Raw genomic sequence first — 12,918 nt, 5'->3', positions numbered from 1 at the left:
GGTGTACGCAGCTCAGCCTGTCAAATATGCATCAAACGACATATTGATGACAAATACGATTTTACTTGGCAATTTATTCCAAGGAAATATAACTGCTGACAATATTCAGCAATTATTTTGCTACGGCGCTCATCGTGTCGACGGCCAGCGCCGGCTTGGGGCCGACTTCCTTGCCGACTTCGATCCGGGGCTTTGCCGCCTCCGACGCGCTCGGCTCGGCGGCCGGCAGCTGGGGAGGGATGGCCGGCTTGGCGAACTGGCGCGTGAGGAAGCTGGCGATCAGGGCCTGGGTCGCTTCCAGGTAGGGGATGTTCATGTGGTCCGAGCCGGGCACGGTGTCGTCGCCCACCAGCGTGGCCAGCTTGCCCACCAGCTGGTCGGTATGCGAGTGCGGCACCACGTCGTCGGCGGCGGCGCGCAGGATATAGGTCGGCGCCTTGAGCGAGGGCGCGTACTTGATCGACTCGAAGCGGTGGCGCAGCATGTACTCGATCGGCATCACGCGGAAGCGCCGCTTGGCGATGGCGAGGATGGAATCGTAGGGCGTGATCAGGACCACCGAGTGCGCCGGGCGTTCCTTCGCCACCTGCACCGCCACGCCCGAACCGAGGCTGCGGCCGACCAGGGCGATGCGCGAGGCGTCCACCTGGCCGAGTTCGGCGAGCCAGTCGAACAGGGTGCAGCCGTCGTCGATCATGTGGATCTCGGCCGGCACGCCATGCGACTGGCCGTAGCCGCGGTAGTTCATGGCCAGCACGGTCATGCCGGGGAACAGCTTGCCGGCATCGCGCGCGACCCAGGACACTTCCTCGGAGCGGCCGCCGAAATACATCACCGCGGGACGCGGACCCGGAACGAGGGGAGTGAGGAGCCAGCCGCACAGGCGGGTGCCGTCCTTGGCGCGCAGGACGACGGGACGGGTGCGGTGCCCGCTGCTGCGCGGGCTTTCGCATTCGGGGGTGATGCAGGGATTGAACACCAGGCGGCGCTGGTTGGCCGCGACCGCGGCGGTCAGGGTCAGCCACAAAAAGCTGGCAAACCCAGTGATCCCCGCCGCCATTTTCTTTGAAGTGTCCATGGTTCCAGTCTACGCCTGCCGCAGGAACTTGTTCTGTGCGGCACTTCGCTAAGTGGAACGCGATATGGATGCGTAGCGGAACAGTTGGCTTATTACAACAACAAGCGGGAGGGGCCCCCAGGGCCCCGCGCCTCACTCCGGTGCGTGCAGCGAGGAAGGGCCGGCGGCGACGTATTGCTCGACGTCGGGCGCGCGATGGTCGATGCGCACGTCCTGCCCGTCGGCGTGCACGCCGGCTTCCGCATGCTCGCCGGATTCGCTATTGCTACCCATGCGCCTGCCCAGGTATTCCGAGGCCAGCACGCCGGCGGCCGACAGGGCCGTCAGGGCCAGCGAGCCGCCCCGGGCATGGCTGCCCTGGCGGCGCAGCACCAGGTTGGCCGCGCCCACCAGCAGGGCCGCGCCGGTGAGGGCGGCATGCAGCTGGGATTCGCGCTTGGCTTCGTCTTGCACCTTTGCGCCCTGCGACTTGTCGGCCACGTAGTCGGCCACGCCGGCGGCGCCGGCCGCCAGGCCGCCCACGATGCCAGCCCCCATGCTCAGGTAGGAGGCCTTGGCGTAGTCTTCGTCGCCGGTGGCGCTGTGCATGGCGTCGAGGATGAAACCGAAGGGAATGAGGATGCTTGGGGCCGCGCCCAGGATCGAGTGCAGAGGTTGGCCGGCAATGGTGATCTTGTTCATGGCGTGCTCCTGGCGTTGGTTACTGTCCCGTCAAGTGTGGCATAGGGTGGGGGAGGGGCACGCACGGTTGGGGATGGCCGGATGTTCGAGTAAGATCGATCATTCCGGCCTACGCGCCGCCTTATCATCGGAGACCTTGTGCACTACCTGCTCATGTATGACCTCGCCCCCGACTATCTCGAGCGCCGCGCCGAATTCCGCGACGAGCACCTTAAGCTGGCCTGGGAAGCGCAGCGGCGTGGCGAGCTGGTGCTTGCCGGCGCACTGGACAATCCCGCCGACCGCGCGGTGCTGATGTTCAGCTGCGACAGCCCGCAAACGGCCCAGCTGTTCGCCGCCCGGGACCCCTACGTGACTCACGGCCTGGTGCGCGCCTTCCACGTGCGCCAGTGGAACACCGTGATCGGCGACGACGCTTTCACCCCTGTCCACCCTGGCTAAAAAATTGGCGCTGTCAGCGTTAGCTATGGATGACTCTGATCGAGAGGCGCAGCAATTGCTCCACCGTTGTTATCCGTCCGCCATCGAGCGCCCGGCGCCAGCCCAGGTAGTTCGGCAGGTAGCGCGACGCGACCCCGCGGAAGCGGCTGAACCATTGCCGCAAGCGCTGATGATAGGCGTTGACGTTCTGCACGTGGATGGCCCCGGCAATGCCGCGGCGTACTCGTACGCCCGCACGCAGGTTCACCGCCTCGTGCGCAATGCCATGCTTGCGGGCGAAACTGCGATACGCCCCATGGAAGTCACTGACCAAGAGCACTTCCCGGTCGAGCCGGGGCAGCAGGTGGCGCTCCAGCTGCGCCGCCGTCAAGGCGCCACGGCCGACCACGGCATCGACGGTCTGGCCACTGCGGTCGCGCGCGACCAGGATACAGTCGAGCTCGCGTGAAATGCCGCGCTTGCCGGCGCGGCCGCCGCGCCGGCGTGCCGGCCGGTCCAGCTTGCGCGCGCCTTTCTGCGATTCCAATATAAACATTTCGTCAGCCTCGGCAATGCCGCCCAGGCGCGTCGGCTGGGCATGCCTGGGGCGCTCCAGGAAGCGGTGCCGCCAGCGGAAGGCGGTATTGCGGTGCACGCTGACCTCGCTGGCGGCTGCGCGCACCGACTTCGAGTCGAGCACGGTGCCTAGGTAATCCACCCATTTTTCACGCAGCCGCAGACGCGCCAGCGGCGTGCCGCTCAGATCGTTATAGGTGCGGCCGCAGGCGCGGCAGCGGTAGCGCTGCAGGCCGTTTGCTTGTCCATGCCGGTAATAACGTTCGCAGGCGCAGTTGGGGCAGCGGCGCTGCGTGGCGCCGATCTGGCCGATGAGGACGATCACCTGGTCGAGCCCGGCAGCGGGATGCAGGGCAGCCAGCGTCTGCAGGCGCTGAGGCAGGTTCAGTGCGGGCAGTTTGGCAAACCACTTCTTGAAAGTCGGTGCGCGCATGGTCGTTCCCGTCTGTGGTGACAGGCGTTCGACCAGGAAGCAGCTCAGCAGTTCCGCGCTCATCCATAGTTAAAGTTGACAGCGCCAAAAAATTAGTGCTGGCAACGGCATTGAACAGGTAACATTGCCCGGCTTTCAACTGAGCCGGAGAGTTCATGCACACTGCCGTCAACCTGTGGCCGCTGCTCGGCGTCGCGGTCATCGTCGCCGGGTTCCTGCTGCGCGCGCATCCCGTGCTGGTGGTGGTGGCCGCCTGCGGCGTCACCGGGTTTGCCGCCGCCATGCCGCTGGAAAGCATCCTCGCCTCGCTCGGCAGCGCCTTCGTCAAGACGCGCAACCTGCCGCTGATCCTGCTGCTGCCGCTGGCCGCGATCGGCCTGCTGGAGCGCGCCGGCCTGCGCGAGCGCGCCCAGGCCGCGATCGCCAAGGTGCGCTCGGCCACCGCGGGACGCCTCCTGATCGTCTACCTGTTCGCGCGCGAAACCTCGGCCGCCGCCGGCCTGACCAGCCTGGGCGGCCAGGCCTCGATGGTGCGCCCGCTGGTGGCGCCGATGGCCGAAGCCGCCGCCGAAACGCGCTATGGCAATCTGCCCGAAGCGCTGCGCCACCGCATCCGCGCCATGTCCGCCGCCACCGACAACGTCGGCCTGTTCTTCGGCGAAGACATTTTTGTCGCCTTCGGCGCCATCGTCCTGATGCAGACCATCCTGAACGCCGAGGGCATCGCGGTCGATCCGCTGCACATGGCGCTGTGGGGCATTCCGACCGCCATCACCGCCTTCATCATCCACGCCTGGAACCTGCGCCGGCTCGATGCGCACATTCGCCGCACGATGGGCGAGGCAGGGGTGAAGGCATGATCACGCTCGAGCTGTTCTACATCGTGGCCGGCCTGCTGTTCCTGGCCGTGGCCGTGATGAACCTGCGTGACCGCAGCAATCCGCGCCGCCATGCGACCGCGCTGTTCTGGGGGCTGTACGCCTTGCTCTACCTGGCCGGCGAACGCTTGGCTCCGAGCTTTGTCGGCGCCCTGATGATCCTGATGGCGCTGCTGGCCGGCTTCGGGGGCGTCATCGGCGGCAAGCCCGCCGGGGTGCCGGAGGAGCAGCGCCGCGCCTCCAGCGCCCGGCTCGGCAACCGCCTGTTCATCCCGGCGCTGATCCTGCCGCTGGTGACCATGCTGGGCGCCACCTTGTTTTCAAGCGTGCAGGTGGCCGGCGTGCCGCTGCTCGATCCCAAGCACCTGACCCTGGCCGCCCTGGGCGTCGCGGCGCTGCTGGCGCTGGGCGCGGCCTGCTGGCTGACGCGCGCCACGCCGCTGCAGGGCGTGCGCGAGGCGCGCCGCCTGGTCGATGCGATCAGCTGGGCCTTCGTGCTGCCGCACATGCTGGCCGTGCTCGGCCTGCTGTTCACCGAGGCCGGCGTGGGCAAGGCGGTGGCGCACGTGACGACTTCCTACATCGACATGGATTCGCGCTTCGTCGCGGTGGCGGTGTTCTGCATCGGCATGGCCCTGTTCACGATCGTGATGGGCAACGGCTTCGCCGCCTTCCCGGTGATGGCGGGCGGCGTCGGCATCCCGGTGCTGGTCGGCGTATACGGCGCCAACCCGGCCGTGATGGCGGCAATCGGCATGTTCAGCGCGTATTGCGGTACATTGATGACGCCGATGGCGGCGAACTTCAACATCGTGCCGGCCGCGCTGCTCGACCTGCCCGACAAGAACGCCGTCATCCGGGCCCAGATTCCAACGGCGCTGCCGCTGCTGGTGGCGAACATCTTCCTCCTGTACTTCCTGATGAACCGATGATCAAGACCGTACTGCTTACCGGCTTCGAGCCGTTCAACAAGGCGAACGTCAACCCGGCCTGGGAGGCCGTGCGCGCACTGGATGGGTGGAGCGGCGAGGGCTTTCGCGTCGAGGTGCGCCAGCTGCCCTGCGTCTTCGTCGATGCCAGGGAGGCCCTGGCCGCGATGGTGGACGAGCTGCATCCGGATATCGTGATCGCCGTCGGCCAGGCCGGCGGGCGCGCGGAGATTTCGGTGGAGCGGGTGGCGATCAACGTCGACGACGCCTCCATCCTCGACAACGCGGGCCGCCAGCCAGTGGACCGTCCCATCGTCGAGGGCGGACCGGCCGCCTATTTCAGCACGCTGCCGATCAAGGCGATGGTGGCGGCGATGCGCGAGAAGGGCTTGACGGCGGGCGTGTCGCAGACCGCGGGCACCTTCGTGTGCAACCACGTGTTCTACGGGCTGATGCACCACACGGCCGGCAAGCCGACCCGGGCGGGGTTCATCCACGTGCCCTTCCTGCCCGAACAGGCGGAGGAGCGGCCGGACGATCCGCCCTCGATGGCCCTGGACGACATCATCCTGGGCATCATGACGGCGGTCGACACGGCCGTGCACGTGGAACGCGACGTGGCGCAGGCCGGCGGGGCGACTCACTGAGCCGTCCGCCGGGCTGCGCCCCTATCAGGCGATGCGTGGGTGATTAACGCTTTTCCTGCAGCTTCTCGCCCGCACGTTCCAGGGCGGCGCCGGTCTTGTCGCCCACCTTGTCCGAGGCTTCACGGACTTCGGCAGCGGCTTCCTTGCTTTCCTGTTTGATCTCGGCGCCGGCTTCGCGCATGTTCTCGCCGGCCTTGTCGGCAGCCTGCTCGATGTTCTCGCCGGCGCGGTCGGCAGCGGCGTCGACGCGTGCGGCGGCTTCGCGGGTTTCCTGTGCGGCGTTGGCGGCAGCGTTGTCGACGGCTGCGCCGGCTTCCTGTGCCGGGCCCATGTTCGGGTTGTCGTCGGTTTTCTTGCAGCCGGTGGCCATCACGGCGACAGCCAGCATCAGGGCGGTAATGGTAGCGGTGGTTTTCATGGTGTGCTCCTTGTGAAGAGGTTTAAGTTATTCATCTTTTGACAAGAGTTTGCACGAGAGACTTGATGAGAACGGTGCGCGAAGTAACGCAGAATAAAGAAAAACTTGCTTTTCAAACAAAATTTATCAAAACCGCTGTTGTAATAAGTTTTGTTGAAAGGCGATTGCCTTGGAGTGCGAGCTAGGGGGATGTTAGGATCAGTCAATGGACCGACGAACTGATTACAAGACTGCACTGCTCATCGATTCCGCCATCCACGAGGCGGCCAGCGAAGGGCGCCCGCGTGTCGCCACCGAACTCGCCAAGATGGGCGTGCCGATGGAAATCACGATGCGCGTGCTGACCCGCCCCCTTGACCGCCGTCACCAGATCGCCTCGCTCAGCACGGTGGCGGTCGAGCTCAAGCGCCAGTAGGCTGTTCCGGGAACAGGATGTTCAGGAAGGCGCGCACCACCGGCGCATCGCCTTCCACCGGGTAGGCAATGTAGAGGTTCGCCGAGGGCGGATCGGTCCGGATCGGCAGGAAGCGCACGCCCGGCCAGCCGATGCGGCTGGTGGTCTGGGGCAGCAGCGCCACGCCCAGGCCCGCGCCCACCATGGCCAGCAGGGTCTGCGGCTCGGCCGCTTCCTGGAAGATGGTCGGCTGGAAGCCGGCATTCACGCAGCACTGGATCAGGTAGCGCGGTTCGGCCGACTGGTCCAGGTGCAGGGTCAGCATGGGTTCGTGGGCGATGTCGATCAGTTCGATTGCCTCGTTCTGCGCCAGCGGGTGCTTCTCGTTGATCGCCACGCACACGTTCTCTTGAAAACACAGGTCCTGGCGCAGGTTGGCCTGCTTCAGCACATCCCCCTCGATGCGCGGCTCGCGCCAGAAGCCGACGTCGATCTGCCTGGCGCGCAGCGCTTCCCACTGGTCGTTCGGGCCCAGTTCGTGGATGGTCCAGGTCACGCGCGGATATTGACTCTGAAAGCGTTCGAGCAGGGACGGAATCGGCCCCCACATCGCCGAGCCGACGATGCCCACGCGCAGCCGGCCCACTTCGCCGCGGTCGATCTGGCGGATGGTGTCGATCGTCATGCGCATCTTGGCCAGCAGCTCGGCCGCTTCCACCATCAGCGCCTTGCCCGCCACCGTCAGCTCGAAGCTGCGCGTGGTGCGCGTGAACAGGCGCACCCCGAGTTCGCTCTCCAGCTTCATGATCTGCTGGCTCAGCGGCGGCTGCGAGATGTGCAGGCGTTCGGCCGCGCGCGAAAAGCTTTTCTCTTCGGCCACGGCCAGGAAGTAGCGCAGCTGTTTCAGGTCGATCGACATGGCGCGTCGTGGATCAGGCGTTCAAGGCCACGGCCAGGCGTGCGCCGACCAGGGCGTTGTGCTTGACCAGGGCGATGTTGGTCGCCAGGCTGCGGCCTTCGGTCAGTTCCTTGATGCGGGCCAGCAGGAAGGGCGTGACGGCCTTGCCCTTCACGCCTTGCGCCTCCGCTTCGCCCAGCGCCTGCCGGATGATGGCGTCGATTTCCTCGGTCGGCATCGCCGATTCGCTTGGGACCGGATTGCTGACCACCACGCCGCCCGCCAGGCCGAGCTGCCACTTGGTGCGGATGAAGACTGCCTGCTCGTGCGCCGTGTCGAGCTGGAAGTCGGCCTTGAAGCCGCTCTCGCGCGTGAAGAAGGCCGGGAAGCCCGGCTGGCCGACGCTCAGCACAGGCACGCCGTGGGTTTCCAGGTATTCCAGGGTCAGGCCGATGTCGAGGATCGACTTCACGCCGGCGCAGACCACGGCCACGCTGGTGTGTGCCAGTTCCTGCAGGTCGGCCGAGATGTCGAAGCTGGTCTCGGCGCCGCGGTGCACGCCGCCGATGCCGCCGGTGACGAACACCTCGATGCCGGCCAGCTGGGCGCAGATCATGGTGGCGGCGACGGTAGTGGCGCCGAGCTTGCCGGTAGAGAGCACATAGGGCAGGTCGCGGCGGCTGACTTTCAGCGCGTCGGGCGAGGCGCCCAGCAGCTCCAGCTGCTCGTCGTTCAGGCCGACGCAGATCCGGCCGCCGATGATGGCGATGGTGGCCGGCACCGCGCCGGCGTCGCGGATGATCTGCTCGACTTCGCGTGCGGTCTGCACGTTCTGCGGGTAGGGCATGCCGTGCGAGATGATGGTCGATTCGAGCGCGACGACCGGCTTGCCGGCGGCGCGCGCGCTTGCCACTTCGGGCGAGAACAGGAGGAAGGATTGCATGGTCAGTCCAATTCAGATTCGTTGAGAGTATCCAGGTGGCCCGGTTCGAGCGCGGGGCAGACGGTCTGCTCGCATTCGATGGTCATGGCGGAGAGTTGCAGGCCGCGGCGGCAGGCCAGGCCGAGGTCGGCCTCGCCGCTGTTCAGCGACCAGCAGACGGCGGCGGCGAAGGCGTCGCCCGCACCGGTGACGTCGACGACCTCGACCGCCGGGGCATCGAGGCGCATCACGCCGCCATCCGAGGTATACATGACGCCGCGTGCGCCGCGCGTGACCACCACGTCCTGCACGCCCTGGCTTTGCAGCTCGCGGCAGGCGGCGCCGATGGCGGCGTCGCTGTCCAGCGGGCGCTTGAGGCGGGNNCGGCAGGCGCGCCATCTTCGGTTCCGATACCGCCACCAGCACCAACGACACGCCGTCGCGCGCCGCACCGTCGAGCAGGGCGGCAATCGTGTCGTGGGGGAGGTTGAGGTCGGCCACCAGCAACGCGGCGCTGGCGCATTGTTGCTGGCGAGTGGCGAGGAACTCCGGGCTCAGGCGCTCGTTCAGGGCCATGTCGGCCAGCGCCACCACCATCTCGCCATCCTGGTCCAGCACCGCGGTATAGGTGCCGCTGCTGACGCCGTCGAGACGCAGGGCGCCGCGGGTGTCGATGCCGGCATCCTCGGCGTGGGCGAGCAGGGCGCGCCCGGACGCGTCGTTGCCGACCGCCGTGATCAGGGCCACCGGCGCGCCCAGGCGCGCCAGGTTCTCGGCGATGTTGCGCGCGACGCCGCCGAAGGATTCGTCCTGGCTCGCCGGGTTCGAGGTGCCGAGCACCAGCTTGCCGTTGCTGCGCAGCTTGCGGTCGAGGTTGGAAGCGCCGATGCACAGGATCGGACGCTGGTCCGGCAGCACGTAGGCACGCCCCAGGATGCGGCGCTCGCGCACCAGGGTGGCGATGTAGTTGGCCACGGCCGAGCGCGACAGCCCGAGCTGGGCCGCCAGGTCCTGCTGCGAGATGAAGGGATTCGCGCGGATCAGCTCGTACAACTGTTCTTTTTTGGGCAGCTCGGTCACGGTACGGTGCGGGTAGAAATAAACAAATGTTTGTCTATACTAGACAACTGTTTGGTTGGCGTCAAAGAAAATCGGTTTCTATGTCTGTAGGTCAACAATACATGGAATCATTTATTTTTTAAACCAATAAATCGGCAAGAAAAATGGTATTTGCCATACATATCGCCCCTCATGCATAGTTATAATATTCCGGCTGGTATGTAGCAAACCCTGTTCCAGCCCCTCCTCACGTCTCCCGAATCCGCACACAAGGACTACCATGTTCAGCAATACCCCATTTGAAGCAGCAGAAGTCATCAAGGCCCGCAAACCCGGTTTCGCACCGCGCGCCGCATTGATCCTGGGTTCGGGACTGGGCGTGCTGGCCGAGCAGATGACGGACGCGGTGTCGATCAGCTATGCCGACCTGCCGGGCTTCCCGATCAGCACCGTGCACGGCCACGCGGGCGAGCTGGTGCTCGGTACCCTGGCCGGCGTGCCGGTCGTGTGCATGAAGGGCCGCGGCCACTTCTACGAAGGCTACGGCGCCAACGTCATGACTTCCGCCGTGCGCACCTTCAAGCTGATCGGCTGCGAGATGCTGCTGGTGACGAATGCCGCCGGCTCGCTGCGTCCCGAAGTGGATGCGGGCAGCGTCGTGGTCCTGAACGACCACATCAACCTGCTGCCGGGCAGCCCGATGGCCGGCCCGAACGACGAGCGCTTCGGCCCACGCTTCTTCAGCATGGCCAATGCCTACGACGCCGACCTGCGCGCCATGATCAAGGAAACCGCGGCCGCCAAGGGCATCACCCTGCACGAAGGCGTGTACCTGGCCTGCCCGGGCCCGAACTTCGAGACCGCCGCCGAAATCCGCGCGTTCAAGACGATGGGCGCCGACGTGGTCGGCATGTCGGTGGTGCCGGAAGTGATCTCGGCGCGCCACTGCGGCCTGAAGGTCGCCGGCATCTCGGCGATCACCAACCTGGCCGAGGGATTGACCCCGTTCCCGCTGTCGCACGAGCAGACCCTGAAGTACGCCGCGATCGCGGCCAAGGACCTGGTCACCCTGATCCATTCCTTCATCGAGCGCCTGGGCGCGAGCCCGCGCGCGGAAGCCTAATTTTCGAAAGAGCGAGCGATCCATGTCACGCGCATTCATCCTCCTGCTTGACTCGTTCGGCCTGGGCGCCTTGCCCGATGCCGACAAGTACGGCGACGCAGGCGCCAACACCTTCGGCCACATCGCAGCATGGGCAGCGAAAGAGGGCAAGCCGATGGCGCTGCCCAACCTCGAGCGCCTGGGACTGGCGGCCGCTGCGCACAAAGCCAGCGGCGAATGGGCCGCCGGCTTCAGCCAGCGCGAGGGCTTTACCGGCGCGTGGGGCGTCGCGCGCGAGCAGTCGACCGGCAAGGACACGCAGAGCGGCCACTGGGAGATCGCCGGCGTGCCGGTGCTGTTCGACTGGGGCTACTTCCCGAAGACGGTGCCGTCCTTCCCGAAAGAGCTGACCGACAAGCTGCAGGAGCTGACCGGCGTGCCTGGCTGGCTGGGCAACTGCCACGCCTCCGGCACCACCATCATCGACGAGCTGGGCGACGAGCACGTCGCTACTGGCCGTCCGATCCTCTACACCTCGGCCGACTCGGTGCTGCAGATCGCCGCGCACGAAGAGCACTTCGGTCTCGAGCGCCTGTACGAGGTCTGCGAGGTCGCGTATGAACTGGTGAAGCCCTACAACATCGGCCGCGTGATCGCGCGTCCTTTCCTGGGCGAGAACGGCAAGTACAAGCGCACCAGCAACCGCCACGACTACGCCGTGCCGCCCACAAGCCCGACGCTGCTGGACCACGTGAAGAACGAGGGCGGCGAAGTCATCGCCCTCGGCAAGATCAGCGACATCTTCGCGGCCCAGGGCGTGACCCAGCTGATCAAGGGCGCCGACAACATGGCCCTGTTCGACCGCCTGGTCGAAGTGGCCGACACCGCGCCGTCCAAGTCGCTCACTTTTGTCAACTTCGTCGACTTCGACATGCACTTCGGCCACCGCCGCGACGTCGCCGGCTATTCGAACGCGCTGCACGAGCTGGACGCGCGCCTGCCGGAATTCATGGCCAAGCTGAAGGACGGCGATCTGGTCGTCATCACCGCCGACCACGGCTGCGACCCGACCGCGCCGGGCTCGGACCACACCCGCGAGCACATCCCGATGATCTTCTTCGGCCCGAACGTCGCCCCGCAGGAACTGCCGATCGCGAATACCTTCTCGGATATCGGCGCAACCCTTGCCAAGCACCTTGGCGTCAAACCACTTTCGAACGGAACCGCACTGCTATGACCCAGCCCCTGGATTTCAAACGTAACACCGCCGTCGGCCTCGACCTCGGGCTGGTCAAGCACGTCAAGGTGAACCGCAACGCTGCCGACCGCCGCGCCGCCAGCCTGGCGAACCGCCGCACCGTGAAGAAGGAATACCAGGCCGCCTGGCTGGTGCGCGCCATCGAGTGCATGGACCTGACCACCCTGGGCGGCGACGACACCCCGGGCCGCGTCGAGCGCCTGTGCATGAAGGCGATGCGCCCGCTGCGTTCGGACCTGATGGGGGCCCTGGGCCTGGAATCGCTCACCACCGGCGCCGTCTGCGTGTACCACGAGATGATTCAGCCTGCGGTGAAAGTGCTGCAGGGCCGCCTGCCGATCGCCGCCGTGTCGACCGCCTTCCCGGCCGGCCTGTCGAGCCTGGAAACCAAGCTGCGCGAGATCGAACTCTCCGTGGCTGCCGGCGCGACCGAGATCGATATCGTCATCACCCGCCAGCACGTCCTGACCGGCAACTGGCAAGCCCTGTACGACGAGATGGTCGCCTACCGCCAGGCTTGCGGCGAAGCGCACGTGAAAGCGATCCTCGCCACCGGCGACATCGTCACCCTGGACAACGTGGCCAAGGCTTCGATGGTCTGCATGATGGCCGGCGCCGATTTCATCAAGACCTCGACCGGCAAGGAGGGCGTGAACGCCACCATTCCGGTGTCGCTGGTGATGGTCCGCGCGATTCGCGATTACTACGAGCAGACCGGCTTCCAGGTCGGCTACAAGCCGGCCGGCGGCGTCTCCACCGCCAAGGCCGCGCTGCAGTACCTGACCGTCATGAAGGAAGAACTCGGCAACGACTGGCTGCAGCCGCACCTGTTCCGTATCGGCGCCTCGAGCCTGATGACCGACATCGAACGCCAGCTCGAACACTACGTGACCGGCAACTACTCGGCCGCCCATCGCCACGCGCAACCATAAAACAGCATCGGATTCGTCATGCCAACTATTAAAGAGATTCTTCAGACTATGGATTACGGCCCCGCACCAGAAAGCACCAAGGAAGCGAATGCGTGGCTGGACCAGCATGGACGCCGTTTTGGCCTGTTCATCGACGGCGCGTGGACCGAAGCAGCTGAGACCTTCGCCACCAACAACCCGGCCGACGCCAGCGAGCTGGCCCAGGTGACCCAGGCGACCGGCGACGACGTGGAGCGCGCCGTGCAGGCCGCGCGCCGCGCCCAGCCGGGCTGGGTGGCGCTGGGCGGCCATGG

At 66.2% G+C, this 12,918-nt stretch carries 15 protein-coding genes and 1 pseudogene; 9 read left to right on the top strand and 7 right to left on the bottom strand.

Features of this window, described 5'->3' with window-relative positions; all coding sequences use genetic code 11:
- Positions 1-112: 112 nt before the first annotated feature.
- Together B2R83_RS13070 and B2R83_RS13065 are read right to left on the bottom strand one after the other, a co-directional pair.
- Complete coding sequence (locus B2R83_RS13070) at positions 113-1,078, bottom strand: alpha/beta hydrolase (protein WP_292041887.1); 966 nt, start codon at positions 1,076-1,078, stop codon at positions 113-115.
- A 132-nt stretch (positions 1,079-1,210) separates the two neighbouring features.
- Positions 1,211-1,759, bottom strand: a complete 549-nt coding sequence (locus B2R83_RS13065; RefSeq protein WP_292041885.1) for a DUF2231 domain-containing protein — start codon at positions 1,757-1,759, stop codon at positions 1,211-1,213.
- A 138-nt stretch (positions 1,760-1,897) separates the two neighbouring features.
- Between B2R83_RS13065 and B2R83_RS13060 the strand changes: the two genes are divergently transcribed.
- Complete coding sequence (locus B2R83_RS13060; RefSeq protein WP_036212074.1) at positions 1,898-2,200, top strand: YciI-like protein; 303 nt, start codon at positions 1,898-1,900, stop codon at positions 2,198-2,200.
- Positions 2,201-2,219: 19 nt separating this feature from the next.
- On the opposite strand, the gene B2R83_RS13055 is transcribed toward B2R83_RS13060, so the two are convergent.
- Positions 2,220-3,188 carry an IS1595 family transposase gene (locus tag B2R83_RS13055; protein ID WP_292041880.1) on the bottom strand — a complete coding sequence of 323 codons (969 nt, stop codon included), beginning with the start codon at positions 3,186-3,188 and terminating at the stop codon, positions 2,220-2,222.
- Positions 3,189-3,343: 155 nt separating this feature from the next.
- On the opposite strand from B2R83_RS13055, the gene B2R83_RS13050 reads away from it, so the two are divergent.
- The 3 genes from B2R83_RS13050 to pcp are packed head-to-tail and all read left to right on the top strand — an operon-like array spanning position 3,344 to position 5,642.
- A complete protein-coding gene (locus tag B2R83_RS13050) occupies positions 3,344-4,048 on the top strand; it encodes a DUF969 domain-containing protein (RefSeq protein WP_292041879.1) in 705 nt (234 codons plus the stop codon).
- On the top strand, positions 4,045-4,998 hold the full coding sequence (locus tag B2R83_RS13045) for a DUF979 domain-containing protein (RefSeq protein WP_292041877.1): 954 nt from the start codon (positions 4,045-4,047) through the stop codon (positions 4,996-4,998). The genes B2R83_RS13050 and B2R83_RS13045 overlap by 4 nt, the downstream gene beginning before the upstream one ends.
- Positions 4,995-5,642: a pyroglutamyl-peptidase I gene (pcp, locus tag B2R83_RS13040; protein WP_292041875.1), complete on the top strand. Its 648-nt coding sequence runs from the start codon at positions 4,995-4,997 to the stop codon at positions 5,640-5,642. Before B2R83_RS13045 ends, pcp begins: the two co-directional genes overlap by 4 nt.
- 43 nt (positions 5,643-5,685) lie before the next feature.
- Here pcp and B2R83_RS13035 read toward each other — a convergent pair whose 3' ends face one another.
- The gene (locus B2R83_RS13035) at positions 5,686-6,060 is read right to left on the bottom strand and encodes a hypothetical protein (protein ID WP_292041872.1); all 375 of its coding nucleotides are present in this window, start codon (positions 6,058-6,060) and stop codon (positions 5,686-5,688) included.
- 205 nt (positions 6,061-6,265) lie between these two features.
- Here B2R83_RS13035 and B2R83_RS13030 point away from each other — a divergent pair, with 205 nt between their 5' ends.
- A complete protein-coding gene (locus tag B2R83_RS13030) occupies positions 6,266-6,475 on the top strand; it encodes a hypothetical protein (protein ID WP_292041869.1) in 210 nt (69 codons plus the stop codon).
- On the opposite strand, the gene B2R83_RS13025 is transcribed toward B2R83_RS13030, so the two are convergent.
- From B2R83_RS13025 to B2R83_RS24095, 3 genes and pseudogenes are all read right to left on the bottom strand, one after another.
- Positions 6,462-7,373, bottom strand: a complete 912-nt coding sequence (locus B2R83_RS13025) for a LysR family transcriptional regulator (protein ID WP_036212064.1) — start codon at positions 7,371-7,373, stop codon at positions 6,462-6,464. The two genes, B2R83_RS13030 and B2R83_RS13025, sit on opposite strands and share 14 nt — an antisense overlap.
- A gap of 13 nt (positions 7,374-7,386) precedes the next feature.
- Complete coding sequence (locus B2R83_RS13020) at positions 7,387-8,295, bottom strand: pseudouridine-5'-phosphate glycosidase (protein ID WP_292041866.1); 909 nt, start codon at positions 8,293-8,295, stop codon at positions 7,387-7,389.
- 2 nt (positions 8,296-8,297) lie between these two features.
- Positions 8,298-9,354, bottom strand: a pseudogene (locus B2R83_RS24095) (carbohydrate kinase).
- Between the two features lie 259 nt (positions 9,355-9,613).
- Between B2R83_RS24095 and xapA the strand changes: the two are divergent.
- From xapA to B2R83_RS12995, 4 genes are all read left to right on the top strand, one after another.
- Positions 9,614-10,456 carry a xanthosine phosphorylase gene (gene xapA / locus B2R83_RS13010; protein ID WP_036212055.1) on the top strand — a complete coding sequence of 281 codons (843 nt, stop codon included), beginning with the start codon at positions 9,614-9,616 and terminating at the stop codon, positions 10,454-10,456.
- Between the two features lie 22 nt (positions 10,457-10,478).
- Positions 10,479-11,672, top strand: coding sequence for a phosphopentomutase (locus tag B2R83_RS13005; RefSeq protein WP_292041861.1), 1,194 nt, complete (start codon positions 10,479-10,481; stop codon positions 11,670-11,672).
- A complete protein-coding gene (gene deoC, locus B2R83_RS13000; protein ID WP_292041857.1) occupies positions 11,669-12,625 on the top strand; it encodes a deoxyribose-phosphate aldolase in 957 nt (318 codons plus the stop codon). Before B2R83_RS13005 ends, deoC begins: the two co-directional genes overlap by 4 nt.
- An 18-nt stretch (positions 12,626-12,643) precedes the next feature.
- Positions 12,644-12,918, top strand: a 275-nt coding sequence (locus B2R83_RS12995) for an aldehyde dehydrogenase family protein (protein ID WP_414674412.1), incomplete at its 3' end; no start/stop codon positions are given.

It is taken from the genome of Massilia sp. UBA6681, assembly GCF_002454935.1.
Taxonomy (GTDB): domain Bacteria; phylum Pseudomonadota; class Gammaproteobacteria; order Burkholderiales; family Burkholderiaceae_D; genus Telluria; species Telluria varians.
Note: the sequence above shows the minus strand (reverse complement) of the source record. Positions and strands in the feature narration are given on the sequence as shown.

What these genes read in the sequence shown, in the direction of transcription:
- B2R83_RS13070 (WP_292041887.1), bottom strand. Translation starts at nt 1,078, where the DNA reads ATGGACACTTCAAAGAAAATGGCGGCGGGGATCACTGGGTTTGCCAGC.
- B2R83_RS13065 (WP_292041885.1), bottom strand. Translation starts at nt 1,759, where the DNA reads ATGAACAAGATCACCATTGCCGGCCAACCTCTGCACTCGATCCTGGGC.
- B2R83_RS13055 (WP_292041880.1), bottom strand. Translation starts at nt 3,188, where the DNA reads ATGCGCGCACCGACTTTCAAGAAGTGGTTTGCCAAACTGCCCGCACTG.
- B2R83_RS13050 (WP_292041879.1), top strand. Translation starts at nt 3,344, where the DNA reads ATGCACACTGCCGTCAACCTGTGGCCGCTGCTCGGCGTCGCGGTCATC.
- B2R83_RS13045 (WP_292041877.1), top strand. Translation starts at nt 4,045, where the DNA reads ATGATCACGCTCGAGCTGTTCTACATCGTGGCCGGCCTGCTGTTCCTG.
- pcp (WP_292041875.1), top strand. Translation starts at nt 4,995, where the DNA reads ATGATCAAGACCGTACTGCTTACCGGCTTCGAGCCGTTCAACAAGGCG.
- B2R83_RS13035 (WP_292041872.1), bottom strand. Translation starts at nt 6,060, where the DNA reads ATGAAAACCACCGCTACCATTACCGCCCTGATGCTGGCTGTCGCCGTG.
- B2R83_RS13030 (WP_292041869.1), top strand. Translation starts at nt 6,266, where the DNA reads ATGGACCGACGAACTGATTACAAGACTGCACTGCTCATCGATTCCGCC.
- B2R83_RS13025 (WP_036212064.1), bottom strand. Translation starts at nt 7,373, where the DNA reads ATGTCGATCGACCTGAAACAGCTGCGCTACTTCCTGGCCGTGGCCGAA.
- B2R83_RS13020 (WP_292041866.1), bottom strand. Translation starts at nt 8,295, where the DNA reads ATGCAATCCTTCCTCCTGTTCTCGCCCGAAGTGGCAAGCGCGCGCGCC.
- xapA (WP_036212055.1), top strand. Translation starts at nt 9,614, where the DNA reads ATGTTCAGCAATACCCCATTTGAAGCAGCAGAAGTCATCAAGGCCCGC.
- B2R83_RS13005 (WP_292041861.1), top strand. Translation starts at nt 10,479, where the DNA reads ATGTCACGCGCATTCATCCTCCTGCTTGACTCGTTCGGCCTGGGCGCC.
- deoC (WP_292041857.1), top strand. Translation starts at nt 11,669, where the DNA reads ATGACCCAGCCCCTGGATTTCAAACGTAACACCGCCGTCGGCCTCGAC.